Raw genomic sequence first — 24,638 nt, 5'->3', positions numbered from 1 at the left:
CGGAGGAACCCGACCGCGGCGCTAGACTTCACCTCGATGTTCTACTGGCTGATGAAGTACGTGGTGATCGGCCCCTTGGTCAAAGGGATCTTCCGTCCCTGGATCGTGGGCCGCAACAACGTGCCCGCGAACGGGGCGGCCATCCTGGCCAGCAATCACCTCTCGTTCGCCGACTCGATCTTCCTCCCGCTGGTGATCGACCGCCGGATGTCGTTCCTCGCCAAGAGCGACTACTTCACCGGTCGAGGCCCCAAGGGGTGGGCGACGAAGTTCTTCATGAAGGCGACGGGCCAGCTGCCGATCGACAGGTCAGGTGGCAAGGCCTCGGAGGCATCGCTGAACACCGGACTGCAGGTACTCGGGGGCGGCGATCTGCTCGGCATCTATCCCGAGGGCACGCGCAGCCCCGACGGCAAGCTCTACCGCGGGCGCACCGGCATCGCCCGCATGGCGCTGGAGGCCAAGGTCCCCGTCATCCCTGTCGTCATGGTCGACACCGACACCGCGATGCCGATCGGTCAGCGGCTGCCCCGCGTCGTGCGGGTGGGGATCGTGATCGGGGAGCCCCTCGACTTCTCCCGCTACGCCGGCATGGAGAACGACCGCTACATCCTCCGCTCCGTCACGGATGAGATCATGGTCGCGCTCCAGCGGCTCGGCGAGCAGCACTACGAAGACGTCTACGCGTCGACCGTGAAGGACCGTCTTCCGTCGCGCGTCACACAGCGCTCCTGAGGCGTCCGCCCACCGGCGCGCCCACTAGGCTGGGAGGATGCTCCCGCACGACATCGACGCCCTGGACGCGTGGCGCTCGCTCCCCATCAAACAGCAGCCCCAGTGGCACGACGCCGCCCGCGTGGCTGAGGTCTCCAAGCAGATCGCCGGGCTGCCGCCTCTGGTGTTCGCCGGTGAGGTCGACAACCTTCGCGATCGGCTCGCCCGCGCGGCATCCGGCCGTGCGTTCCTGCTGCAGGGCGGCGACTGCGCCGAGACCTTCGCCGGTGCGACAGCGGAACAGATCCGCAACCGCATCAAGACCGTTCTGCAGATGGCCGTCGTGCTCACCTATGGCGCATCGATGCCGATCGTGAAGATGGGCCGCATGGCCGGGCAGTTCGCCAAGCCGCGCTCCAGCGACACCGAGACGCGTGGTGACGTGACGCTGCCCGCCTACCGTGGTGACATCGTCAACGGCTACGACTTCACCGAGGCGTCGCGGCAGGCCGACCCCGGCCGGCTGCTGCAGGGCTACCACACCGCGGCGTCCACCCTGAACCTCATCCGTGCGTTCACGCAGGGTGGCTTCGCCGATCTCCGCGAGGTGCACTCGTGGAACAAGGGCTTCGCGCAGAACCCGGCGAACCAGCGCTACGAGCGCATGGCCGCCGAGATCGACCGCGCGATCAAGTTCATGGAGGCCGCGGGCGCGGACTTCGACGAGTTGAAGCGCGTGGAGTTCTTCACCGGCCACGAGGGCCTGCTTATGGACTACGAGCGGCCCATGACGCGCATCGACTCCCGCACGGACACGCCGTACAACACGTCGGCGCACTTCCTCTGGATCGGTGAGCGCACGCGCGAGCTCGACGGCGCGCACGTCGACTACTTCTCGAAGATCCGCAACCCCATCGGCGTCAAGCTCGGGCCGACGACCTCTCCCGACACGGCGCTCGCGCTGATCGACAAGCTCGACCCGAACCGTGAGCCGGGTCGCCTGACCTTCATCACGCGCATGGGGGCCGGCAAGATCCGTGATGCCCTCCCGCCGCTGCTCGAGGCCGTCCGCGATTCGGGCGCGCAGCCGCTCTGGGTCACCGACCCGATGCACGGCAACGGCATCACCACGCCGACCGGATACAAGACCCGTCGTTTCGACGACGTCGTCGATGAGGTCCGCGGGTTCTTCGAGGCGCACCGCGCGGTGGGCACGTTCCCCGGTGGAATCCACGTCGAGCTGACCGGCGACGACGTCACGGAGTGCCTGGGCGGTTCGGAGCAGATCGACGAGGCGGCACTCGGCACCCGCTACGAGAGCCTGTGCGACCCGCGCCTGAACCACATGCAGTCGCTCGAGCTCGCCTTCCTCGTGGCGGAGGAGCTCGAGAAGCGCTGACCATCGCACACAGAACGACGAAAGCCGTCCTTCCCGTATCGGGGAGGGCGGCTTCTTCGTGTGTTCAGCTGGAGACGCGAGAGCGGCCCGTCGCGGCGCGAACTGTCAGCCGGTGAGCTGGATGGACAGCTTGACGGTCGCGCCGTAGGGGAGCGACTTGTCGGAGCCGGGGTCCTGGCCGGTGACCTGAGCCATCTCCGCGAAGCCGGGCAGGTCTCCCCAGGCGGCGTAGGACGCGGAGAAGCCCCTGTCCTCGAGGAGCTGTCGTGCCTCCACCAGGGAGCGGCCGGTGACATCGGGTACCGGGAAGAGCTCCGGCCCCTTCGACACGATGAGCTGTACGGTGTCGCCGGGTCGCCAGTTGCCCTCTTCTGCGCGATCCGAGACGCCGATCACACGGTCCTTCTCGACGCTGCTGCTGAACTCGTAGCGGGATTCGCCGGCGACCTGGAGCTCTTTTCCGGTCAGGGTGGACGTCGCCTCGTCCACGCTCATACCGGACACGTCGGGGAACGCCCCGGCGGAGACGTAGAGCTCCACCGTGTCGTCCTCCAGGATGTCGCAGCCGTCGCCGCAGCCGAAGACCTCGCCGCCGGCGCGCGGGGTCACGTAGGCGTTGATGACGACACCCGCACCGGCATCGGAGAACAGGATGACGGTCTCATCCTTCACATTGACGTGGAGGCCGCGGAGGTACTCCCTGGCGTCGCTCTCGGTCTTCCCGTTCAGCGCGTCGGCGGTGTGCGACGCCGGTCCGAGCGAGATGTAGACGGTCACCTCCGTGCCCTTGTCGAGGCGCTCGCCTGCGTCGGGGTCGGAGCGGATCGACAGCCCGGCGTCCACGTCGATCGAGTTCTCCTCGGCTTTCACCGGCGTGAACCCGTCTTCCACGAGTTGGGCCGACGCGGCCTCGTAGCTGAGTCCCTTGACGTCAGGCACGGCGATCAGTGAGCCGGGACCGGAACCGAACCACCATCCGACCCCGCCGGCCAGCACGGCGAGCAGCAGCACGAGCGTGAGCAGGAAGGCTCCGCGGGCACGCCGCTTCGAGGCGCGCCGGCGCAGGATCGTCGCGTTGTCGATCGCCTGAGGCGCTGGTGCCGTCGGATCGGCGATGGCCATGGTTCCCGGCATGACCTTGGTGAGGTCGCCGGAGTCCGCCGGGGAGCGCATCGGCTGCGTGCTGGGGGCGGCGGCGACGGGCGCGACGCCGAGAGAGCGCTCGATCTCGCGGAGACGCTCCAGCATCTGCTGCGCGTCGTCCGGGCGCTCGTCGGGCGACTTCTCCGTCGCCCAGAGCACGAGCTCGTCGAGCTGCTCCGGCACGGCGGGGTTGCGCACGCTGGGGCGCGGAACCGACTCGGTCGCATGCTGGAACGCGATCTGCATGGGCTGCTCGCCCTTGTACGGCTGCTCACCGACCAGCATCTCGTAGAGCATGATGCCGAGCGCGTAGATGTCGCTGCGGGCATCGGCTGTTCCTCGCGTCACCAGTTCCGGTGCGAGATAGGCGATCGTGCCGAGGAGCTGCTGCCCGGTCGCGGTGTTGGCCGTGGTCGCCCGCGCCAGTCCGAAGTCGCCGATCTTGATACGGCCGTCTTCCGCGAGCAGCACGTTCTCCGGCTTGACGTCGCGGTGGACGATGCCGGCACGGTGGGCGGCGGACAGCCCTGCCAACACGGCGTCCATGATCGTGATGGTCTGGGGGATCGTGAGGCGCTTCTGTTCGCGGAGGAGTTCGCGCAGGGTGATGCCCGGCAGGTACTCCATCACCAGGTAGGCGAGCTCACCGTCCTGCCCCTGGTCGAAGACGTTGACCACGTGCGGATCCGCCAGTCGGGCGGCGGAGCGCGCCTCCTGGATGAAGCGGCTCTGGAACGCGGAGTCGTCGCTGAGGTGCGCGTGCATCACCTTGAGGGCGATGCGTCGTTCGAGCCGGAGGTCGGTCGCGACGTACACCGTCGCCATGCCGCCGCGGGCGATTCTGGCGCGCACCCGGTAGCGGCCGTCGACAAGCCGCCCGATGAGGGGGTCGGCCTGCTGATTGGACGTCACGTCAGAATTCTATGGAGAACTGCCTGAAAGCCCGGGGAACGGCTCACCCCTGAGGCCTTCGGGTTTTCAGAACAGTGCTCATCCATGTGCGGCGAGCCACTGGTACGCCTGCGTCTCCCATTGGCCGTATCTGCTCGGATATGCCGAGATCTGCACGGCCTGAGCGGCATCGGTGAAGGACATCTTCTCCCAGCCGGGGATGTCGAGCAGGCCGCGCGTCACGGTGCCGTTGGGGTCATGCTGTCCGCCGTAGAAGACCCGCGTACTGCGGTCGGCGTCCTGCACCTGGGCGGGAGTGCCCCAGCCCGTGCTCGGACGCTGCTGGAAGATGCCGAGCGAATCCCGGTCGCCCCAGTCGAGATTGCGCAGGCCCGACTCCACCATCCCGGTGGCCAGCGCGATCGCGATCCCGCGGTCGGAGACGCCGAGCTCCCGACCGATGCGGATGATGAGGGCGGCTGTGGCGACCTGCTCGGCGTCCAGCGAGGAGGTCAGTTGCGCCGCGGGTGCCGTCGCCGGAGCGGCTGCAGCGGCGGCCTGCTGCACGATGAGCTTCTGACCCGGGTAGATGATCGATGACGGCTGGAGTCCGTTCAGGGCGAACAGGGCGCCGGTGGTCGTCCCGTACTTCTGCGCGATCGCGAAGACGGTGTCGCCGGCCACGACCGTGTGAGTCCGGGAGGATGCCGGCGCTGCCGCAGGAGCAGGTGCAGGTGCTGCGGCAGGTGCGGCGCCGGACACTGCCAGCTTCTGACCCGGGTAGATGACCGATGCGCGGGTGAGCCCGTTCGCCGCGAGCACGGCGTCGACCGTGGTGCCGTACTTCTGCGCGATGGCGAAGACGGTGTCGCCGGCGACCACGGTGTGCGCGGTGCCGGAGGGAGCGGTCGCAGGGGCCGGGGCGGGAGCGGCGGCTGCCGTGGGCGCGGTGAGCCTGAGCGTCTGTCCCGGATAGATCACGGAGCGCCAGGAGAGGCCGTTCCAGTTCAGCACGTCGACCGTGCGCAGGCCATGGTGTGCGGCGATCGACGAGATCGTGTCGCCGGCACGCACGACGTAGCTCGCCGGCGCTGACTGCGCCGGCACGAGACGGGACGAGCCGTGCAGCCGTTCGAGCGGCGCTGACTCCGGGGTCGCGGCCGCGGGGGAGACGGCGAGGGTTCCCGCCAGTGCCCCCAGCACGGCTGCGGGTACTCCCAATTGAATGTGACGCGTGCGACGCGTGGCGGTATGCAGTCTCAAGGTTGCCCCCTTTTCGAGCTCCTGACACGCTGACACGGAAGTAAAGAGAAGTCAACAGAAGTGGCTGAAGTGAAGAATGTGACTGGAGTGCCGATATGCGGTGCGCGTTCTGAGGTGAGATAGTGGGCAACGTGTCTGAGAACGTTGCTGTGACCCCTGCCACCGAGTGGCTGACGATGCCCGACCTCGTCGAAGCGCTCGATGTACCGCTCGGACGTGTGCGCCGACTCATCGACGAGCACTACCTGGTCGGATCCCGCCGCACCGGCGTCTTCGCCGTTCCTGCGGTGTTCATCGTCGACGGACACCCCCTCAGCTCGCTGCGCGGCACGATCATCGTGCTGCAGGATGCCGGTTTCAGCGATGACGAACTCATCGACTGGCTGCTCGAGGAGGACGAGAGTCTCGGACGTTCCCCGATCGCCGCGCTGCTGGCCGGTCACAAGAGCGAAGTCCGTCGCGTCGCCCGCACCCTCGTCTGAGATCCAGGCCGATCGGCTCAGGCCGAGCGGACGGTCGCAGCGCGTGCCAGGTCCCGAAGGTCGCCGACGGCGGCGTTGTCGAGTCGTGCACCGATGAGGGCCTGATCGGCTTCGCGCGCGTAGTCGGCGATCATCGTCTCGATGCGTCCGAGGGCGCCGGATCCCTCGATCGTCGCCTGCAGGAACGACACCTGCTGCGCGGTCAGCTCGGGATCCCCGAGCAGTTCGTCGAAGACAGTCCTGGCCGGTGAGTCCAGCGCTTCGCGGGTCAGTGCCACCAGAACGGTCCGCTTGCCCTCCCGAAGGTCGTCTCCTGCGGGCTTACCGGTGACGGCGGCGTCACCGAAGACGCCGAGGACGTCATCGCGGAGCTGGAAGGCCATCCCGACGGGGCGTCCGAAGCGGCGCAGAGCCTCTACCTGGTCGGCGTCGGCGCCGCCGAAGGCCGCGCCGAGAACCAGCGGCTGCTCGATGCTGTAGCGGGCCGACTTCAGTGATGCGACCCGCAGAGCGCGCTCGGCGTGAGTGCTGTCGTCGTTCACGATCCATGCGGACTCCTCGGCGATGTCGAGGAACTGCCCGGTCGTCACATCGCGTCGCATGCGTGCGTACTCGGCTCTGACTGCTCGGGCGAAGGGGTGCTGCTGGAGCGCTTCCTCCAGCAGGTCATCGCTCCAGGCGACGAGGAGATCGCCGAGCAGGATCGCGGAAGCGCGGCCGAAGGCGGCCGCATCGCCGGTCCAGCGCGCGTCGCGGTGGGAGCTCTCGAGAGAGCGGTGCGCGGCGGGGCGGCCGCGTCGGGTGTCGGAGTTGTCGATCAGATCGTCATGGACGAGCGCGGCTGACTGGAAGATCTCCAGGGCGGAGCAGACATCCCACAGGCTGTCGGTCTCTGTGGCCTTCCGATCGTCGAAGCGTGCGATCGCCCTCCAGCCGGCGTGGCAGAACCGTGCGCGCAGGCGCTTTCCCCCGATCAGCGTGTCCGCCGCGGCGTCGAGGAAGCCCACGGCGTCAGGGCCGTACTCCGCGGACTCGGTGCGCATGCGGGTGACGAATCGCTCCAGGCGGAGGGCGACGGCGTCCTGGATCGGGGTGGTGGATGGCACACTCTCAGCATACGTAAAGCAAGCAGGAGTCGAACTGCTAGCCCCGGATGCCCGGGCGCGCGTAGAATGGATGAACGAATACCCGAGGGGGACGAAATGCCACTCTCCGAACAGGAGCAGCGTCTGCTCGATGAGATGGAACGCCATCTCCTCCACAACGACGCGGACGTCGTGAGCGCGCCGTCAGGCGACCGCACACTGAGCTATCGCAACCTCGTCTACGGCGCACTGCTGTTGCTGGCGGGGGTCGGCGCACTGATCGCCGGTGTGATCCTCGGTGACGTCTGGGGCATCGTGGTCGGCGTCATCGGATTCGCCGCCATGCTGGCCGGGGTGATGTTCGCTGTGACGCCGGTCAGACGAACCACTCCCGTAACCCCCCGAGAGTCCGCTTCCGCGAAGCGGCAGGATTCCGCGTCCTTCATGGATCGCATGAACGATCGATGGGATCGGCGACAGGACGGTCACTGACCACCCCCCTCCACTTTCTTCTCGAGAAGGCCCGGATGCTCTGAGCATCCGGGCCTTCTTGCGTGTGGGGCCGGGTGACGCCCATCTCCGGGGCGCGCGGGGCGTGCCCGCCGCGGGCGTCGTCCCTCCACCTGTCCTCCACCTTCCTCCACCCCGACATTCCGCGGATTATCAGGGGTGCTTCGTCCGCATCGAGGAGTCAGGCGAGGATTGACCGTAGGTTTGTGGAGGAAAGTGGAGTAAAGTGGGGCGCACCTCGAGTTGGCCGGACGCAGAGGGGGTGATGGCCGATGTTGCTGGGTACGCACTCACCGAAGCTGGACGACAAAGGAAGGGTCATCCTTCCCGCGAAGTTCCGTGAGGACCTCGGCGGCGGCATCGTCGTCACCCGAGGCCAGGAACGCTGCCTCTACGTCTTCAGCACGGCCGAGTTCGAGGCGATGCACGAGCGGATCCGTCAGGCTCCGCTCGCCAACAAGCAGGCGCGTGACTTCATGCGACTGTTCCTCTCCGGTGCGAGTGCGGAGATGCCAGACAGCCAGAACCGCATCACCATCCCCGCACATCTGCGTCAGTACGCAGGACTGCAGAAAGAGCTCATCGTCACCGGAGTCGGCGCCCACGCCGAGATCTGGGATGCCGAGAGCTGGAACACCTACCTCGCCGCCGGCGAGGAGACCTACTCCGAACTCGAGCAGGAGGTGATTCCGGGACTCTTCTGACCACGGCTGTGATGCCCCGCCGCTCCCGCCCCGACACACTTCCCCGGTGCCGGGTCGCGAAGCGGAGGGGGATCAGAGCCGAAGGTCACCCCGAGAAAGATCATGAACCTCCGAGACATTCACACCCCCGTACTGCTCGACCGCTGTGTCGAGCTGCTCGCTCCTGCCCTGCAGGCGGACGGAGCGGTGCTGGTCGATGCCACTCTCGGCATGGGCGGGCACTCCGAGGCGTTCCTGGAGCGCTTCGCCAACATCCGCCTGATCGGGCTCGACCGCGACACCGATGCGCTGCGTATCGCGGGGGAGCGGCTCGCCCGGTTCGCTGACCGCGTCACGCTGGTGCACACCGTGTACGACGAGATCGGCCTGCATGCGCAGGGCGCATCCGCGATCCTCTTCGACCTGGGCGTCTCTTCGCTGCAGCTCGACGAGGCCGAGCGCGGCTTCGCGTATTCGAAGGATGCCCCGCTCGACATGCGGATGGACCAGACCAAGGGCATCACCGCCGCCGAGGTCATCGCGACCTACAACGAGGGCAATCTCCGTCGCATCTTCGAACGCTACGGCGAGGAGAAGCTGGCCGGTCGGTACGCCCGCTTCATCATCGAGGCCCGGCAGAAGAAGCCGATCCTGCGCTCGGGCGAGCTCGTCGAGATCCTGATCGCCGCGACTCCGGCGGCCGCGCAGCGCGCAGGGCATCCGGCGAAGCGGGTCTTCCAGGCGCTGCGCATCGAGGTCAACGCCGAGCTCAACGTCCTCGCCGACGCGATCCCGTCCGCCATGGAGTCGCTGAACGTCGGCGGCCGCATCGCCGTGATGTCGTACCAGTCGCTCGAAGACCGCCTGGTCAAGCAGGCGTTCGCCGCGGCCGCCGCGTCGACGGCCCCTGCGGGGCTCCCGGTCGAACTGCCCGAACACGCTCCCCGGTTCCGCATCCTCACCAAGGGGGCTGAGCTCGCGGACGACGCGGAACGCGCACGCAACCCGCGGGCGATCCCGGTGCGTCTGCGGGCCGCTGAGAAAGTACGTGACCGCGCATGAGCCTGAACGCCACCGTCCGCAAGCCGGCACTCCCGGTCGCCCCCGCACGCGTTCCCGAGCGCCGGCTGCATCCCGTCACTCAGGCGGCGCCTCGTCGCAAGCCCAAGCTGGCATACGCGCTCATGGCGCTCGGCGGCGCGCTCGCGATCGGAGCAGCGCAGATCGGGCTCTCGCTGGCGATCACACAGGACTCGTTCGTGCTCGCCGATCTGGCATCGCAGCAGCGCGAACTCAATCTGCGCACGCATGCGCTTCAGGAGGAGCTGACCGGGCTCAGCTCGCCGCAGGCCCTCGCCAGTGAAGCGGCGGATCTCGGCATGGTGGTCGCAGGTTCCCCTTCGTACCTGCGTCTGAGCGACGGCGCGGTGTTCGGCGTCGGCTCCGGCGCGGACTGGACATCGACCGTCGACCCGAACGGCAGCGGCGCCGTGGGCAACTCGCTCATCACCGCGCCTCCGGCCGACACCCCCGTGCCGGAGAACGGCACGGTCGATCCGGGCACGCAGGACCTGCCGCCGGCGATCACCGACGGCCTCCCCAGCCCCACGACGCACTGACCGCACCGCACGCCGACCGCCCACCATTCGACGGAGAGATCCCATGACGACACGAGCCACCCGCGGACCGCGGCGACGGACCGTCGTCGCCCTTGCTGTGATCCTCGCCGTGCTCGCGGCATTCGTGGTGCGTCTGGTCGACATCCAGGTGGTGAGCGCGGACGAGCACGTCAACGACTCCCTCCAGCACATCGGCAAGGGCGACCGCATCCCCGGACAGCGCGGGGCGATCGTCGACTCGAACGGAACAGTTCTCGCCTCGAGCGTGATGGTCTACGACGCGGAGCTCAGCCCCCTCGTGATCACCGAGCTGGAGAAGAAGGATCCGAAGGTCCCCTGGGACGAGGCCGCAGACAAGATCGCGTCCGTCACGGGCCAGACCGGCGATGAGGTGCGTGCTCTCGTGGCGAACGCTCTCGCGGAGAACCCCGAGAGCCAGTACGTCCAGCTCAAGAAGTCGCTCACGACCGATCAGTACATCGAGCTCCGCGATCTGAAGCTCGCCTACCTGCACATGAAGGCGCGAGAGACCCGGGTCTACCCCAACGGCGCCGTCGCGGGGAACATCGTCGGGTTCCTCGACGGCAGTGGCAAGGCGCAGGCCGGTATCGAGCAGATGGAGCAGTCCTGCCTCGCACCCGTCGACGGTGAGGAGAGCTATCGCATCGGGAAGGACGGCGTCGTCATCCCCGGGAGCGAGCGCACCGTGAACGCGGTGGACGGCGGGACGGTGCAGCTGACCATCAACAGCGACCTGAACTGGTACCTGCAGCAGATGATCACCGAGGAAGCCCAGAAGCAGGGTGCCAAGGGCGGAACGGTGACGGTCGTCGAAGTCAAGACGGGCAAGATCCGTGCCGCCGCGGAGTGGCCGGCGCTCGACCCCAACGATCTCGGCTCGATGACGGCCGACGACTGGGGCAGCGAGATCTTCCACCATGACTTCGAGCCCGGATCGACGTTCAAGGCCATCACCGCGGCAGCCGCCATGGAGGGTGCAGGGCTCACGCCGCTCAGCACGGTCTCCGCGTCGTCGCGGGAGACGTTCCCCAACGGCGCGGTGATCAACGACGCCTTCTCGCACGCGGCCTACAACTACACGCTCGCGGGAGCCCTGATCGACTCCTCGAACGTGGCGCTGTCGAAGTTCGGCACCACGGTCAGCCCCGAGGTGCGCTACGACTACCTGCAGCGCTTCGGCGTCGGGACGGACACGATCGGCTTCCCGACCGAGGTCTCCGGCACCCTGCACCCTGTGAGCGAGTGGGACAACCAGTCGCTGTACACCACGACGTTCGGACAGTTCTTCACCGTCACCGCCGCGCAGGTCGCCGGGGCCTACCAGGCGATCGCGAACGGCGGCGAGAAGATCGATCTGTCGCTGATCGAATCCTGCACGCAGCAGGATGGCACCGTGGTGTCCGCCGAGAAGCCGAAGCACGAGCAGATCGTCACGGAGCAGACCGCCGCCGAGCTCACCCGCATGCTCGAGAACGTCGCGGTGCAGGGTGGCAACGCCGAGCGCATCCAGGTTCCCGGCTATCGCGTGACCAGCAAGACCGGTACCGCGCAGGTTCCCGACGGGAAGGGCGGATACAAGGCAGGCGTGTATTTCACCAGCATGGTGGGCTTCGCTCCCGTGGACGATCCGCAGTACGTCGTCGTGGTCACTCTGGACGAGCCGACTAAGGTTGTATCGTCCGCGGCCACCGCATCCGCCTTCCAGAAGGCGATGACGCAGGTGATGAAGACCTATCGCGTGATGCCTTCCTCCGTACCGATGGATGAGTTGCTGCCCAAGTTCGAATAGCCGGCGAAAGCCGCGCCTGGAGATGTCATGATCGCCCTGTCGCTTGCTGAGATCGCCGCAACGGTCGGCGGTGAACTGCGCCTCGCCGGAACCGATTCCGCCGAGACCGTCGTCGACGGCATCGTCGACACCGACTCCCGCGTGATGACGCCCGGTTCGATCTTCGTGGCCAAGCCGGGCGCAGAGACCGACGGCCACCGATTCGTCGGCGCCGCCGTCGCGGCGGGAGCGGCGTTGGCCATCGTCGAGCATCCGGTCGACGAGGACGTGACCCAGATCGTGGTCGCCGATGTGATCACGGCTCTCGCCGACCTGGCGCGCGAGGTCGTCGCACGCGTGCGTGCCGACGGCGACCTGCGCATCGTCGGCATCACCGGGTCCAACGGCAAGACCACCACCAAGAACTTCCTCGCGCGCATCCTCGCGGACGAGGGCGAGACCGTCGCTCCGATCAACTCGTACAACAACGAGGTCGGCGCTCCGGTCACCATGCTCCGCGTCACCCGGAACACACGCTTCCTGGTGAGCGAGTTCGGTGCTGCGGCTCCAGGCAGCATCGCCCGACTGGCCGGGCTCGTCGAGCCCGACATCGCGGTCGTGCTGATGGTCGGGATGGCGCATGCCGGTGGGTTCGGCGGCATCGAGGAGACGGCCAAGGCCAAGTCGGAGCTCGTCTCCGCGGCGAAGGCGAACGGCACCGCCGTGCTCGGCGTCGACGATGCGCGCGTCGCCGCGATGCGCGAACTCGCCGAGTCGCGCGGCATGACGGTCGTCGGCTTCGGTCAGGGAACGGCCGCCGATGTGCGCGCTCAGGGCATCGAGGTCACCGCCGGGGGCACCCGCTGCGTCATCGAGGCAGACGGGCAGCAGATCCCGCTGCACCTGCGCGTGCTCGGCGCTCACCACATCACGAATGCGCTGGCGGCCATCGCCGCGGCTCGCGTGCTGGGCGTCGCCACCGCCGATGCGGTCGCGCGTCTGGAGACGGTCGAGATCGCCGAACGCTGGCGCATGCAGCCGATGGGCAGCGACCGGGTGCGCATCATCAACGACGCCTACAACGCCAGCCCCGATTCGATGGCCGCGGCCCTGCGGACCCTCGCGCAGATCACCGGCCCTGGCGAGCGCACCGTCGCGGTCCTCGGTGCCATGAGCGAACTCGGCGAGAGCGCAGGGGAGGAGCATGATCGCATCGGCCTGCTCGCCGTGCGCCTGAACATCCAGCGCATCGTGGTGGTCGGCCCCGAAGCCCGCAGGCTCTATCTCTCCGCCGTCGGCGAAGGCTCCTGGGACAGCGAGGCAGTGCATCTGCCCGACCAGGACGCGGCATTCGAGTACCTCCGCACGGAACTCCGTGACGGGGATCGTGTGCTCGTCAAGTCATCCAATTCCGTGGGCCTTCGGCATCTCGGCGATCGTCTGGGAGAATTGTTCTCGTGAGGTCACTCATCATGGCGGCGGCGATCTCGCTCGCCTTCACCCTGTTCCTGACTCCCGTCTTCCTCCGGCTCTTCCGGAAGTGGGGCTGGGGGCAGGTCATCCGCACCCCCGAGGCTGTCGAGAATCCGAGTCACGAAGCGAAGCGCGGAACCCCCACGATGGGCGGTGTGATCTTCATCGCAGGCTCGATCGTCGGGTACTTCACCGGTGTCTACGTGAGCGGCGAGCAGCCGGCGCTGTCGGCGCTCCTGGTCATCTGGCTCATGGTCGGTTTCGGCGCTGTCGGCTTCATCGACGACTACATGAAGGTGCGCAGCCAGCGCAGCCTCGGACTCTCGGGGTGGCGCAAGGTGATCGGCCAGCTGCTCGTGATCATCCCCTTCGGGATCATCGCACTCAACTTCCCGAACAAGTTCGGTCAGACGCCGGCGAGCGAGTCGATCTCGTTGTTCCGTGACATCACCTGGCTGAACCTCTTCGCCTTCGGCATCGTGCTCGGCTGGGCGCTGTACCTGGCATGGATCGCCGTGATCGGTGTCGCCACGTCGAACAGCGTGAATCTCACCGACGGTCTCGACGGGCTCGCAGCGGGAGCCGGAGTCATCGTCGTCGGCGCCTACAGCGTGATCGCCTTCTGGCAGTTCAAGCAGCCCTGCGCCGGAGGAGATCCCGGGTCGCTGGGCGGCTGCTATGAAGTGCGCGACCCCTTCAATCTCGCGATCATCGCGGCGTCGTTCGCCGCGGGGCTGATCGGGTTCCTCTGGTGGAACGCGCCCAAGGCGAAGGTGTTCATGGGCGACGTGGGCTCGATGGCCATCGGTGGCGTCATCACCGCGATGGCGATCCTGACCCGCACCGAGCTCCTGCTCCTTGTCCTCGCCGGCGTGTTCGTGCTCTCCTCCGGATCGGTGATCCTGCAGCGCGCCTACTTCAAGCTGACCCGTGGCAAGCGGCTGTTCCTGATGAGTCCTTTCCACCACCACCTCGAGATGCGGGGCTGGGCCGAGGTGACGATCGTAGTGCGCCTGTGGATCATCGCCGGCCTGCTGGCCGTCTCGGCCATCGGACTGTTCTACGTGGAGTGGCTGACACGTGTCGGCTGAGCGTCTGCGGAGCCTGACCAGCTGGCATGCCGACTGGAAGGGCCTGCGCGTCGCGGTGCTCGGCCTGTCGATGACCGGATTCTCGGTCGCCGACACGCTGACGGAGCTCGGCGCGGATGTGCTCGTGCTGAGCGAGTCGGCCGAGGAGGAGTACGCCCGGCTGCTTCCCGTCATCGGTGCCGGGCTCGAGCTGGGATCGCTGGCCGAGGTGCCCGCCGCGCTGCGCGATTTCGCGCCGGAGCTCGTCATCGCCTCTCCCGGCTTCTCGCCGACGCACCCCGTGATCCGATGGACGCAGGAGTCCGAGATCGCGCTCTGGGGTGACATCGAACTCGCCTGGCGGCTGCGCGACAAGGTCGCGCGAGCAGACGGCTCACCGGCCGACTGGGTGCTGATCACCGGCACCAACGGTAAGACCACCACGACGCAGCTCACCGCGACGCTGCTCGCCGAAGGCGGACTGCGGGCGGCTCCGTGCGGCAACATCGGCGTGCCGGTGCTCGACGCCGTGCGCGACCCCGCCGGCTTCGACGTGCTGGTCGTCGAGCTCTCCAGCCATCAGCTCTGGTATCTCGGGCAGTCGGACGCAGAGGGCGAGCTGTTCCCTCATGCCGCGGTCTGTCTGAACCTCGCGGACGATCATCTGGTCTGGCACGGCAGTGCGCAGGCGTACCGCGATGCGAAGGCTCTGGTCTACCGCAACACCCGTGTCGCCTGCATCTACAACAAGGCCGACGAGGCCACCCGACGGATGGTGGAGGATGCGGAGGTCGTCGACGGCGCCCGCGCCATCGGCTTCGATCTCGGAATCCCCGGCCCCAGCGATCTCGGCATCGTGGAGGGCCTGCTGGTCGACCGTGCGTTCCTCGACGACCGCTCTCGCAGCGCTCTCGAGCTGACCACGCTCGCCGACCTCGAACGGGTGGGTCTCGCCGCCCCGCACGTCGTGCAGAACATCCTCGCCGCCAGCGCCCTGGCCCGATCGCTCGGGGTGGAGCCCGAGGCGATCCACGCGGCCCTTCAGGGGTTCCGCCTCGACGCCCACCGCATCGAGGTCGTCGCGCGGCATCGAGGCATCGCCTGGATCGACGACTCGAAGGCGACCAATCCGCATGCGGCGGCGTCCTCGTTGCGCGCCTACCCGGGCGCGGTGTGGGTCGTCGGTGGCGACCTCAAGGGCGTCGACCTCTCGGACCTCGTCGCCGATGCCGGCCGCACCGCGCGCGCCGCGGTCGTCATCGGCGTCGAGCGCACCGCGGTCGTGACGGCGTTCCGGCGACACGCGCCCGGGGTGCCGGTCTTCGAGGTCGATGCCGGTGACACTGGACAGGTCATGAATCGTGTCGTGGAGATCGCGGCCGGGATCGTCGACGGTGAGGGAACAGTCCTGCTGGCTCCTGCTGCGGCATCCTTCGATCAGTTCTCCAGCTACGCGGATCGCGGCCATCGCTTCGCCGAAGCGGTGCGAGAGTGGATCGACCGGGGGAGCGACGATGACGCAGGTGGCCCGCCCTCCGGGATCTGAGCCCGGCGGACTCGCAGCTCGCGTGTCGCTGGGACGCCGGTTCGTCCCGGTCTCCAGCGAGTTCCTCATGATCGCGTCGACCGCGTTGCTGCTGACGCTGTTCGGACTCGTGATGGTGCTGTCGGCGACCAGCGCCACGTCGATCGGCAACGGCGAGAGCCCGTGGAGTGCGGCCCTTCGTCAAGGGATCTTCGCCGTCCTCGGCGTCCCGCTGATGTTCCTCGTGAGCAGGTTGCCCATCGCGTTCCTCAAGCGGATGGCGTGGCCGGCTCTGTTCGGTGCGGTCGCGCTCCAGCTGCTGGTGTTCACCCCGCTCGGTGTCGAGGACGGCGGCAACCGGAACTGGATCAAGATCGCGGGCTTCACGCTGCAGCCCTCGGAGTTCCTCAAGCTCGCCCTCGCGCTCTGGATCGCGTACGTGCTGTTGCGCAAACACGCGATGCTCGGCACGTGGCACCAGGTCTTCATCCCCGTGGTGCCCGTCGGCGCTCTCGCCATCGGAACGGTGCTGGCCGGGCACGACCTGGGTACCGCGATGGTGCTGGTCCTCGTGCTGCTGGGGTGCCTGTTCTTCGCCGGAGTGAAGCTGCGCCTCTTCATCATCCCCGTCATCCTCGGGGTCGTCTCCGTGCTCGCGCTGGCGCTGACAAGCGGAGACCGGATGCGCCGCATCCTGGCCCCCTGCAACGACATGAGCCGCTACTTCGACGACTGCTACCAATCGATCCACGGCATCTGGGGCATGGCGAGCGGCGGGATCTTCGGTCTCGGCCTCGGCAACTCCCAGGAGAAGTACGGCTGGCTGCCCGCTGCCGGCAACGACTTCATCTTCGCGATCGTGGGAGAGGAGCTCGGGCTCATCGGCTGCATCGTCGTGCTCGCGCTGTTCACGTTCTTCACGATCGGCGCGTTCCACGTCATCCGCAAGACCGACGACCCGTTCATCCGCGTCGCCGCCGGCGGTATCACGGTGTGGATCGTCGGCCAGGCCGTGCTCAACATCGGCGTCGTGATCGGGATCTTCCCTGTCATGGGTGTGCCGCTGCCGTTCATGTCGCAGGGAGGCACGGCGCTGTTGGCCGTGCTCCTCGCCTGCGGCGTGCTGTTGGCCTTCGCGCGCACGATCCCGGCGGTGGAACCGGGCGCCGCCTCGCAGCGCCCGGCGGCTCCCCGGGGTTCCTCGGCAGGGCGGGGTAGGGTCTCCAAGTGACCTCGTACTTGCTCGCCGGCGGAGGAACCGCCGGCCATGTCAACCCCCTGCTCGCCGTCGCCGACGGACTCCGTGAACGCGACACCCTGGCCGAGGTCCTCGTGCTCGGCACGGCCGAGGGGCTGGAGGCGCGCCTCGTCCCGGCACGCGGCTACGAGCTGCTCGTGGTCGACAAGGTGCCGTTCCCGCGCCGTCCCAATTCTCAGGCCGTCGCGTTCCCCGGACGCTTCCGCACGGCGATCGCGCAGGTGCGCGCGCACATCCGTGCTCACGACATCGATGTGGTCGTCGGCTTCGGGGGATACGCCTCCGCACCCGCCTATGTCGCCGCACGTCGAGAGCGCATCCCGTTCGTCGTGCACGAGGCCAACGCCAAGCCCGGACTCGCCAACGTCCTGGGCGCCCGGTGGGCCGCAGCCGTCGGCGTCGCCTTCGCAGGGACCCCGCTGCGCGGCGGCGAGGTCGTCGGGATGCCTCTGCGCCGCGAGGTCATCGGGCTCGATCGTGCCGCGCTCCGCGACGAGGCGGCCGCTGCCTTCGGGCTCGACGCCGCCCGGCCCGTCCTTCTCGTGTTCGGAGGATCGCTCGGTGCTCAGCGGCTGAACGAAGCCCTCGCCGGCTCCTGGCAGGACATCCTCGATGCGGGCTGGCAGCTGCTGCACGTCACGGGCGAGCGCAGCGACATGCCCGACCCCGGCGCTGCCGGCTACACGATGCGCCGCTACGTCGACCGCATGGACCTCGCGTTCGCGCTGGCCGATCTGATCGTGTCGCGCTCCGGATCCGCGACGGTCAGCGAAGTGAGCGCGCTCGGCATCCCCGCGCTCTACGTGCCGTACTCCGTGGGCAACGGCGAGCAGCGGCTCAACGCGGCCTCGGCTGTCGCGGCAGGGGCCGCGGAACTCCTCGACGACGCCACCTTCGACGGCGACGCGGTGCGGCGTATCGTCATCCCCCTGCTGCACGATCCCGCGCGCATCGCCGCGATGGCGACCGCAGCGCAGAAGGTCGGCACCCGCACCGGCACCGAGAACGTGATCGCGCTCATCGATCGCGCCGTCGGCACCCCGAACTAGACTGAGCTGGACATGATCAGACCCGACCTCTCCCTCCCGATTCCCGAGACGATCACCTCTGCGCACTTCATCGGCATCGGTGGATCCGGCATGAGCGGACTCGCCAAGATGTTCCTCGACGCCGGCATCCGCGTCTCCGGCTCCGACCGCGCAGACAGCGACAACCTCCGCGCGCTGGCCGCTGCCGGGGCGACCGTGCATGTGGGTCACGACGCGGCTCATCTCGGCGATGCCGACACCGTCGTGCACACCGGGGCGATCTGGCCGGAGAACCCGGAGTTCCTGCTCGCGAAGGAACGCGGCCTCCACGTCATCCACCGTTCGCAGGCGCTGTACTGGCTGATCGGCTCACGTCGTCTGGTCTCGGTGGCCGGGGCGCACGGCAAGACCACGTCGACCGGCATGATCGTGACCGCGCTGCGCGACCTCGGCGTCGACCCCCACTTCGTCAATGGAGGGGTCATCGAGCAGCTCGGCGTCTCCAGCGCGACCGGCGCAGGCGATCTCTTCGTCATCGAGGCCGATGAGTCCGATGGCACGTTCCTGCTCTACGACACCGCCGTGGCGCTCATCACGAACGTCGACCCCGACCACCTCGACCACTTCGGCTCCGACGAGGCGTTCCACGACGCTTTCGTGCGGTTCGCGGATGCCGCCAGCGAGGCCGTCGTGATCTCGAGCGACGACGCCGGAGCGCTGCGCGTCGGTGCCGGACTCTCGCACCCGAACGTTCTCACCTTCGGTCAGGCCGCCGACGCGGACCTGCGCGTGACCGAGATCGTCGCGGATGGACCGGTATCAGCGACGATCACGCACGGCGACGAGAGTGCGCGCATGCAGCTCGCGGTGCCGGGCGTGCACAACGCCATCAACGCCGCGGGGGCGGTCGCGGTACTGCGTGCTCTGGGCATCGGCTTGACCGATGCTGTGCGCGCGGTGGAGGGATTCGCCGGCACGGTACGTCGTCTAGAGCAGCACGGCGTCGAGCGCGGGGTGACCGTCTACGACGACTACTCCCATCACCCCACCGAGGTCCGCGCCGCGCTCGAGGCGATGCGCAGCATCTCGGGTTCCGGGCGCATCATCGCCATCCAGCAGCCGCACACGTACTCGCGCACACAGCACATGTACCAGGAGTTCGCCGACGTGCTCGAGGAGTACGCCGATCACACCGTCATGCTCGATGTCTACGGCGCGCGCGAGGATCCGGTTCCCGGAGTCACCGGCGAACTGGTGAGCGGCGCGTTCCGCGACCCCGATCATGTGCACTTCGTCGCCGACTGGCAGGAGGCTGCGGACTACACCGCGACCGTCGCCCGAGACGGCGATTTCGTGATCACGCTCGGTTGCGGCAACGTCTACCTGATCATCCCGCAGGTGCTGGAGTCGCTGCGCCGCACCGTCGAGGCGTAGTCCGTGCGTCGGCCCCCACCGCTTCCGACCTCCCCGGAGAGCCAGGGGGAGCAGGAGCGAGCCTCGGCGTCGATCCTGCGCCCGTCCCGGCGTGAGTCGCCCGTCTCGATGTCGACGGACGCGACGGCGATGCCGGAGGACAGCGCGGATGTCCACGCAGGAAGTGCGGATGCCGAGACGCCGGCGACGTCCACGCGAGACGTCTGGCGGGCTGCACGTGCCAGACGAAAGGCGTTGCGCGCGGAGATCCGCCGGTTCACCCAACGCTCCCGCCGCCGCCGGATCATCTGGTGGAGCGCGATCGGTGCAGTCGTCCTGCTCGTGGGAGGGAGCGTCGCCGCCGCATACAGCCCTCTGTTCGCCGTCGAGAAGATCACGGTCGCCGGTGCATCCACTCTCGACGCGGCTGCGGTGGAAGCGGCACTGAGCGGTCAGATCGGCACACCGTTGGCGCTCGTGGACACGAGTGAGGTCAAGGCGGCTCTGCTGGCGTTCCCGCTGATCGAGACCTACGCGCTCGAGGCCAGACCGCCGCATGACCTGACGGTACGCATCGTCGAGCGCACACCGATCGGCGTCATCCGCTCCGATGCCGGCTACACGCTCGTCGACGCTGCCGGTGTCGCGCTGTCGACGACCTCCGATCAACCGGCGGGGCAGCCGCTGATCGACGTGGCCGCAGGTACCGATTCCTCGGCTTTCCAGAGCGCAGGGCTCGTCGTGCGCTCCCTGCCCGCCGACCTGCGCGCACAGTTGACCGGTGTGAGCGCCGGCACCGCCGACGATGTGACCCTCACGCTCAACAGCGGGTTGACGGTCGTGTGGGGGAGCGCCGAGAAGTCCGCGCTCAAGGCGCTCGTGCTCGAGAAGGCGCTGGCGGCGAAGCCGGACGCCGCCACTGTCGATGTCTCGTCCGCCGAGACCGCTGTCGTCGGCTGACGGCGGCTGGACCACGGAGCGGAATCGCCCTCTTCTGCGTGCGGGACCGACGCCGACGACGCAATCCGACAGGAATGAAGCGACACGCCCAGAATGCTGCGCCCGCAACGGCATGCGGCGCTTACCGTCAATCAAGAGAACGCAATACCGGGAAATACTTTACACCTCTAGTTGAGGTTTAAGGTTCACCCCGATCTTCTCGACTACGAACGCAAGGCTCGACTAATCGGAGGCCGGCCATGAGCCAGAACCAGAACTACCTCGCCGTGATCAAGGTCGTCGGCGTCGGCGGTGGCGGCGTCAACGCCGTCAACCGCATGATCGATCTCGGCCTCCGCGGAGTCGAGTTCATCGCCGTCAACACCGATGCGCAGGCGTTGCTCATGAGCGACGCCGACGTCAAGCTCGACGTGGGCCGTGAGCTCACGCGCGGCCTCGGCGCCGGCGCCGATCCGGAGGTGGGGCGTCGCGCGGCGGAGGACCACGCCGAGGAGATCGAGCAGGCGCTCACCGGCGCCGACATGGTCTTCGTGACCGCCGGCGAAGGCGGTGGCACCGGAACGGGTGGCGCACCGGTCGTCGCTCGCATCGCCAAGTCGATCGGCGCCCTGACCATCGGTGTCGTCACGAAGCCGTTCTCCTTCGAGGGCCGCCGCCGCCAGAGCCAGGCCGAGGCCGGCGTCGCCAAGCTCAAGGAAGAGGTCGACACCCTCATCGTGGTGCCGAACGACCGTCTCCTCGAGATCAGCGACCGCGGCATCTCGATGATCGAGGCCTTCGCGACCGCCGACCAGGTGCTCCTCGCCGGTGTGCAGGGCATCACCGATCTGATCACGACCCCGGGTCTGATCAACCTCGACTTCGCCGACGTCAAGTCGGTCATGCAGGGTGCAGGCTCCGCGCTCATGGGCATCGGCTCCGCGCGCGGCGCCGATCGCGCGATCAAGGCCGCCGAACTGGCCGTCGAGTCTCCGCTGCTCGAAGCGAGCATCGAAGGCGCGCACGGCGTGCTGCTCTCCATCCAGGGCGGTTCGAACCTCGGCATCTTCGAGATCCACGATGCGGCTGACCTCGTCAAGGAGGCTGCGCACCCGGAGGCGAACATCATCTTCGGTACGGTCATCGACGACAGCCTCGGCGACGAGGTGCGCGTGACCGTCATCGCGGCCGGCTTCGACGGCGGCGAGCCCTCGCTGCGGCTGGACCCGATGGTCGTGAGCCGTCCTGCGGCGACGCTTCCCGAGGTCGCCCTCTCCGAAGACACGTCGGCGCCCGCCGCCGGCTCCACGGAGTCCGAGCCCACCCCGCAGCGCGTGACGGCGACCAGTATCGAGCCGGCCTTCGCGGACGACGACATCGACATCCCCGAATTCCTGAAGTGACGCTCGACCAGGCTCAGCAGTCCGCTGGCCTGGCAGCGCGGCTGTCGGCGATCGACACACGGATCGCCGACGCCGCGCGGCTCGCCGGCCGTGATCCTGCCGAGATCACTCGGATCGTCGTCACGAAGTTCCACCCGGCGTCCCTGGTGCGCGATCTGCACGAGCTGGGCGTTCGCGAGGTGGGGGAGAACCGGCAGCAGGAGCTCACCGCCAAGCAGGGCGAGCTCGTGCAACTCGACCTGCGATGGCACTTCATCGGGCAGGCGCAGACCAACAAGGCCGCATCGATCCGCCGCAGCGCCGATGTCGTGCACTCGCTCGACCGTGGACGCCTGGCCGACTCGCTCGATCGGGCAGCCGACAGCGACGACGTGCTCGACGTGCTGGTGCAGATCAACCTCACCGACGACGAGGGGCGTGGGGGCGTCGCTCCTGCGTGCGCGCCGGCTCTCGCCGAGCACGTCCTCTCGCTGTCCTCCTTGCGTCTCCGCGGCGTGATGGCGGTCGCGCCTCTCGACGAGGAGCCGGCATCCGCGTTCGCCCGTCTGCACGACGTGGCGGAGAGGGTCCGCGAGCTCGCTCCGGATGCCACGTGGATCTCCGCGGGGATGACGGGCGACTTCGTCGAAGCCATCGCCGCAGGTGCGACACACCTGCGGATCGGCTCCGCAATCACGGGACCCCGGCCCGACCGGGGTTAACCTCTAACCAGACCAGCCCGAACGTTCGAACCGGAGGACACGATGGGTAACCCGCTGAAGAAGACCATGGTGTATCTCGGCCTCGCCGATGAGGAAGAAGCCTATGAAGAAGAGCAGCAGGCGCCCGCCCGCTCTCACCGTGAACGCGACCGTGACCGTGAACGCGAAGAGCCCGCTCCGGCTCCGGTCACCCCGCTGCGTCGACCTGTCGCCGTGCGACAGCCTGCGGCAGGCGCTGTGAACGAGATCCTCACCGTGCACCCGAAGCAGTACCGCGACGCTCAGCTCATCGCGGAGAGCTTCCGTGAAGGCGTGCCGGTCATCATCAACCTCTCGCAGATGAGCGACGCGGATGCGCGTCGACTGATCGACTTCGCCAGTGGTCTCTCGCTCGGCCTGTACGGTCGTATCGAGCGCGTCACCTCGAAGGTGTTCCTGCTCTCGCCGGAGAACATCGCGGTGTCGGGTCACGGCGGTATCGCCCATGCAGACGCCGAGTCTGCGGGCTTCGACCAGTCGTAGCCCGTGCAACTGCTCTCCGTCGTCGCGAGCATCGTCCATCTGGTTCTGCTGCTCTACATCTTCGTGCTCTTCGGGCGCCTGATCCTCGACTACATTCCGCTGTTCAATCGGGAATGGCGTCCCAAGGGGTTCGGCCTCGTCGCCGCGGAAGCCGTCTACACGGTCACCGACCCGCCGATCCGGTTCTTCCGGCGGATCATCCCTCCGCTGCGCATCGGCTCGCTCTCGCTCGATTTCGGATTCGCGCTGACGATGCTCATCGTGCTCATCCTGATGAACATCGTGAGGCTGTTCATCTGACAGCGAGTTCGCCTCCTCCGGGTGTCGTGTCGTCGCGCCACAAAGGTGCGGGGACTATGCTGGCACCCAGGTGCGCCCCCCGGGTTCGCGCCACATCACGACCGCGCCATACAAAACTGGCAACCGAACTCATCGAAAGAGGAGCCACTCATGGCACTTACCCCGGATGACGTCGTCACCAAGCAGTTCCAGCACGTCCGTTTCAAGGACGGGTTCGACCCCGATGAGGTGGACGACTTCCTCGACGAGATCGTCATCGAGTGGCGCAAGGCCCTCGAGGAGAACGTCGAGCTGAAGGCCAAGCTGGCCGCGTACGAATCCGGTGAGGCTCCTGCTGCCGCTCCGGCCGCTGAGGCGCCCGTCGCCGAGGTCCCCGCACCCGCGCCGGCCGCTGCCGTCGAGACCCCGGCAGAGCCGGCACCCACGGTGTCCGCCACTGCCACCGCCGGCATCATCGAGCTGGCTCAGCGCCTGCACGACGAGCACGTCGCCGAGGGTGAGGCGAAGCGCAACCAGCTCATCGCCGACGCCGAGAACGAGGTGAACCGCATCCGCAGCGAGGCAGAGGCCAAGCAGCGCGAAGAGGCCGCCCGTCTGGAGCGCGAGCGCAACACGCTCGAGGCCCGCATCACCGAGCTCCGCAACTTCGAGCGCGACTACCGTTCGCAGCTGCGCGGCTACATCGAAGGCCAGCTCCGCGACCTCGACGAGAAGTCGGCATCCACGGACTCCACTCCGGTCTCCGCGATCGGACTGTAGGTCGTAGGTCTTGTCACGACGTCGTCCCCTTCGTCGGTCGGCGGCCGGTGCGATCGTTGCGGTTCTCGCAGCGATCGTCCTGGCCGCCGATCAGTTTGTGAAGTACCTCACGATCACGAACCTGCCGCTGCAGGAGCCCGTGCCTGTGCTCGGAGAATTCCTCCAGCTGTACTACGTGCGCAACCCCGGAGCGGCGTTCTCGCTCGGTTCCGAGGTCACGTGGATCTTCACCATCGCGTTGTCGGTGGTGGCGGCGGTGATCATCTGGAAGGCGTTCGGGCTGCGCTCGCGCCTGTGGGCCGTCGTCCTCGGCTGCCTGTTGGGCGGTGTGCTCGGAAACCTCGGTGATCGACTGTTCCGCGATCCGGGTTTCCCCGTCGGCCATGTGGTCGACATGATCTCCATGCCGTGGATGATGCCGGCGATCTTCAACGTCGCCGACGTGTTCATCGTCACGGGCATGATCTCGGTGGCGCTCCTGGTCGTCTTCGGCCTGCGTTTCGACGGCTCCCGCGAGCGCGATCATGTCGTCGTCGAGACCGAGGAGGAAGCGGAGGCGGTGGCGATCGCCGAGAGCGCGCGCGCGGATGACGCGGACGCCTCCGTGGTGGACGACGCAGCCGACGCCGGCGTCGAAGGCAGCACGCCGGCCGCAGAAGGACGCTGATC

Annotated in this window: 24 protein-coding genes; 21 read left to right on the top strand and 3 right to left on the bottom strand. The window is 67.9% G+C overall.

Annotated elements, in window-relative coordinates; translation table 11 throughout:
- Window positions 1–36 precede the first annotated feature (36 nt).
- Window positions 37–735 carry a 1-acyl-sn-glycerol-3-phosphate acyltransferase gene (locus ACIOVG_RS14030; RefSeq protein WP_141871629.1) on the top strand — a complete coding sequence of 233 codons (699 nt, stop codon included), beginning with the start codon at window positions 37–39 and terminating at the stop codon, window positions 733–735.
- Between the two features lie 37 nt (window positions 736–772).
- Window positions 773–2,113, top strand: a complete 1,341-nt coding sequence (locus tag ACIOVG_RS14025; protein ID WP_400874489.1) for a class II 3-deoxy-7-phosphoheptulonate synthase — start codon at window positions 773–775, stop codon at window positions 2,111–2,113.
- A gap of 105 nt (window positions 2,114–2,218) precedes the next feature.
- Here the strand turns inward: ACIOVG_RS14025 and pknB are convergent, their stop codons facing one another.
- Together pknB and ACIOVG_RS14015 are read right to left on the bottom strand one after the other, a co-directional pair.
- Entirely contained in the window at window positions 2,219–4,168 is a 1,950-nt protein-coding gene (gene pknB / locus ACIOVG_RS14020) for a Stk1 family PASTA domain-containing Ser/Thr kinase (protein WP_400874486.1), read from the bottom strand.
- A 78-nt stretch (window positions 4,169–4,246) separates the two neighbouring features.
- Window positions 4,247–5,350, bottom strand: coding sequence for a LysM peptidoglycan-binding domain-containing protein (locus ACIOVG_RS14015; RefSeq protein ID WP_400874484.1), 1,104 nt, complete (start codon window positions 5,348–5,350; stop codon window positions 4,247–4,249).
- Between the two features lie 182 nt (window positions 5,351–5,532).
- Between ACIOVG_RS14015 and ACIOVG_RS14010 the strand changes: the two genes are divergently transcribed.
- A complete protein-coding gene (locus tag ACIOVG_RS14010; protein ID WP_400874481.1) occupies window positions 5,533–5,892 on the top strand; it encodes an Rv2175c family DNA-binding protein in 360 nt (119 codons plus the stop codon).
- A 17-nt stretch (window positions 5,893–5,909) separates the two neighbouring features.
- Here ACIOVG_RS14010 and ACIOVG_RS14005 read toward each other — a convergent pair whose 3' ends face one another.
- Window positions 5,910–6,935: a polyprenyl synthetase family protein gene (locus ACIOVG_RS14005; protein ID WP_400874804.1), complete on the bottom strand. Its 1,026-nt coding sequence runs from the start codon at window positions 6,933–6,935 to the stop codon at window positions 5,910–5,912.
- A gap of 159 nt (window positions 6,936–7,094) precedes the next feature.
- On the opposite strand from ACIOVG_RS14005, the gene ACIOVG_RS14000 reads away from it, so the two are divergent.
- The 18 genes from ACIOVG_RS14000 to lspA all read left to right on the top strand — a co-directional run bounded on the left by ACIOVG_RS14000 (window position 7,095) and on the right by lspA (window position 24,636).
- Window positions 7,095–7,469 (top strand): DUF3040 domain-containing protein, encoded by a 375-nt coding sequence (locus tag ACIOVG_RS14000; protein ID WP_400874479.1) that lies wholly within the window; start codon window positions 7,095–7,097, stop codon window positions 7,467–7,469.
- Between the two features lie 290 nt (window positions 7,470–7,759).
- Complete coding sequence (mraZ, locus tag ACIOVG_RS13995; RefSeq protein ID WP_207480762.1) at window positions 7,760–8,191, top strand: division/cell wall cluster transcriptional repressor MraZ; 432 nt, start codon at window positions 7,760–7,762, stop codon at window positions 8,189–8,191.
- Window positions 8,192–8,293: 102 nt separating this feature from the next.
- Entirely contained in the window at window positions 8,294–9,232 is a 939-nt protein-coding gene (gene rsmH / locus ACIOVG_RS13990) for a 16S rRNA (cytosine(1402)-N(4))-methyltransferase RsmH (protein ID WP_400874476.1), read from the top strand.
- The gene (locus ACIOVG_RS13985; protein ID WP_400874473.1) at window positions 9,229–9,789 is read left to right on the top strand and encodes a hypothetical protein; all 561 of its coding nucleotides are present in this window, start codon (window positions 9,229–9,231) and stop codon (window positions 9,787–9,789) included. Before rsmH ends, ACIOVG_RS13985 begins: the two co-directional genes overlap by 4 nt.
- 43 nt (window positions 9,790–9,832) lie before the next feature.
- Complete coding sequence (locus ACIOVG_RS13980) at window positions 9,833–11,599, top strand: peptidoglycan D,D-transpeptidase FtsI family protein (protein WP_400874470.1); 1,767 nt, start codon at window positions 9,833–9,835, stop codon at window positions 11,597–11,599.
- A gap of 27 nt (window positions 11,600–11,626) precedes the next feature.
- On the top strand, window positions 11,627–13,039 hold the full coding sequence (gene murF, locus ACIOVG_RS13975) for a UDP-N-acetylmuramoyl-tripeptide--D-alanyl-D-alanine ligase (protein WP_400874467.1): 1,413 nt from the start codon (window positions 11,627–11,629) through the stop codon (window positions 13,037–13,039).
- Window positions 13,036–14,142: a phospho-N-acetylmuramoyl-pentapeptide-transferase gene (gene mraY / locus ACIOVG_RS13970; protein ID WP_400874464.1), complete on the top strand. Its 1,107-nt coding sequence runs from the start codon at window positions 13,036–13,038 to the stop codon at window positions 14,140–14,142. Before murF ends, mraY begins: the two co-directional genes overlap by 4 nt.
- Window positions 14,132–15,667, top strand: a complete 1,536-nt coding sequence (gene murD, locus ACIOVG_RS13965; protein WP_400874461.1) for a UDP-N-acetylmuramoyl-L-alanine--D-glutamate ligase — start codon at window positions 14,132–14,134, stop codon at window positions 15,665–15,667. Before mraY ends, murD begins: the two co-directional genes overlap by 11 nt.
- On the top strand, window positions 15,636–16,877 hold the full coding sequence (gene ftsW / locus ACIOVG_RS13960) for a putative lipid II flippase FtsW (protein WP_400874458.1): 1,242 nt from the start codon (window positions 15,636–15,638) through the stop codon (window positions 16,875–16,877). Before murD ends, ftsW begins: the two co-directional genes overlap by 32 nt.
- Complete coding sequence (locus ACIOVG_RS13955) at window positions 16,874–17,953, top strand: UDP-N-acetylglucosamine--N-acetylmuramyl-(pentapeptide) pyrophosphoryl-undecaprenol N-acetylglucosamine transferase (RefSeq protein WP_400874455.1); 1,080 nt, start codon at window positions 16,874–16,876, stop codon at window positions 17,951–17,953. The genes ftsW and ACIOVG_RS13955 overlap by 4 nt, the downstream gene beginning before the upstream one ends.
- 12 nt (window positions 17,954–17,965) lie before the next feature.
- On the top strand, window positions 17,966–19,366 hold the full coding sequence (gene murC / locus ACIOVG_RS13950) for a UDP-N-acetylmuramate--L-alanine ligase (protein WP_400874452.1): 1,401 nt from the start codon (window positions 17,966–17,968) through the stop codon (window positions 19,364–19,366).
- A 3-nt stretch (window positions 19,367–19,369) separates the two neighbouring features.
- Entirely contained in the window at window positions 19,370–20,305 is a 936-nt protein-coding gene (locus ACIOVG_RS13945) for an FtsQ-type POTRA domain-containing protein (protein WP_400874449.1), read from the top strand.
- 239 nt (window positions 20,306–20,544) lie between these two features.
- A complete protein-coding gene (ftsZ, locus tag ACIOVG_RS13940) occupies window positions 20,545–21,687 on the top strand; it encodes a cell division protein FtsZ (protein ID WP_400874446.1) in 1,143 nt (380 codons plus the stop codon).
- Window positions 21,684–22,388 carry a YggS family pyridoxal phosphate-dependent enzyme gene (locus ACIOVG_RS13935; RefSeq protein ID WP_400874443.1) on the top strand — a complete coding sequence of 235 codons (705 nt, stop codon included), beginning with the start codon at window positions 21,684–21,686 and terminating at the stop codon, window positions 22,386–22,388. The genes ftsZ and ACIOVG_RS13935 overlap by 4 nt, the downstream gene beginning before the upstream one ends.
- 42 nt (window positions 22,389–22,430) lie before the next feature.
- Window positions 22,431–22,910 (top strand): cell division protein SepF, encoded by a 480-nt coding sequence (locus ACIOVG_RS13930; protein ID WP_400874440.1) that lies wholly within the window; start codon window positions 22,431–22,433, stop codon window positions 22,908–22,910.
- A 3-nt stretch (window positions 22,911–22,913) separates the two neighbouring features.
- On the top strand, window positions 22,914–23,210 hold the full coding sequence (locus tag ACIOVG_RS13925) for a YggT family protein (RefSeq protein ID WP_400874437.1): 297 nt from the start codon (window positions 22,914–22,916) through the stop codon (window positions 23,208–23,210).
- A gap of 150 nt (window positions 23,211–23,360) precedes the next feature.
- The gene (locus ACIOVG_RS13920) at window positions 23,361–23,969 is read left to right on the top strand and encodes a DivIVA domain-containing protein (RefSeq protein WP_363554321.1); all 609 of its coding nucleotides are present in this window, start codon (window positions 23,361–23,363) and stop codon (window positions 23,967–23,969) included.
- Between the two features lie 52 nt (window positions 23,970–24,021).
- Window positions 24,022–24,636: a signal peptidase II gene (gene lspA / locus ACIOVG_RS13915; protein WP_400874801.1), complete on the top strand. Its 615-nt coding sequence runs from the start codon at window positions 24,022–24,024 to the stop codon at window positions 24,634–24,636.
- Window positions 24,637–24,638 lie beyond the last annotated feature (2 nt).

The organism is Microbacterium sp. NPDC087591, assembly GCF_044743625.1.
Classification (GTDB): domain Bacteria; phylum Actinomycetota; class Actinomycetes; order Actinomycetales; family Microbacteriaceae; genus Microbacterium.
Note: the sequence above shows the minus strand (reverse complement) of the source record. Positions and strands in the feature narration are given on the sequence as shown.

Coding starts and splice junctions, on each gene's coding strand:
- ACIOVG_RS14030 (WP_141871629.1), top strand. CDS start 37: ATGTTCTACTGGCTGATGAAGTACGTGGTGATCGGCCCCTTGGTCAAA.
- ACIOVG_RS14025 (WP_400874489.1), top strand. CDS start 773: ATGCTCCCGCACGACATCGACGCCCTGGACGCGTGGCGCTCGCTCCCC.
- ACIOVG_RS14005 (WP_400874804.1), bottom strand. CDS start 6,935: ATGCGCACCGAGTCCGCGGAGTACGGCCCTGACGCCGTGGGCTTCCTC.
- ACIOVG_RS14000 (WP_400874479.1), top strand. CDS start 7,095: ATGCCACTCTCCGAACAGGAGCAGCGTCTGCTCGATGAGATGGAACGC.
- mraZ (WP_207480762.1), top strand. CDS start 7,760: ATGTTGCTGGGTACGCACTCACCGAAGCTGGACGACAAAGGAAGGGTC.
- rsmH (WP_400874476.1), top strand. CDS start 8,294: ATGAACCTCCGAGACATTCACACCCCCGTACTGCTCGACCGCTGTGTC.
- ACIOVG_RS13985 (WP_400874473.1), top strand. CDS start 9,229: ATGAGCCTGAACGCCACCGTCCGCAAGCCGGCACTCCCGGTCGCCCCC.
- ACIOVG_RS13980 (WP_400874470.1), top strand. CDS start 9,833: ATGACGACACGAGCCACCCGCGGACCGCGGCGACGGACCGTCGTCGCC.
- murF (WP_400874467.1), top strand. CDS start 11,627: ATGATCGCCCTGTCGCTTGCTGAGATCGCCGCAACGGTCGGCGGTGAA.
- ftsW (WP_400874458.1), top strand. CDS start 15,636: ATGACGCAGGTGGCCCGCCCTCCGGGATCTGAGCCCGGCGGACTCGCA.
- murC (WP_400874452.1), top strand. CDS start 17,966: ATGATCAGACCCGACCTCTCCCTCCCGATTCCCGAGACGATCACCTCT.
- ftsZ (WP_400874446.1), top strand. CDS start 20,545: ATGAGCCAGAACCAGAACTACCTCGCCGTGATCAAGGTCGTCGGCGTC.
- ACIOVG_RS13930 (WP_400874440.1), top strand. CDS start 22,431: ATGGGTAACCCGCTGAAGAAGACCATGGTGTATCTCGGCCTCGCCGAT.
- ACIOVG_RS13920 (WP_363554321.1), top strand. CDS start 23,361: ATGGCACTTACCCCGGATGACGTCGTCACCAAGCAGTTCCAGCACGTC.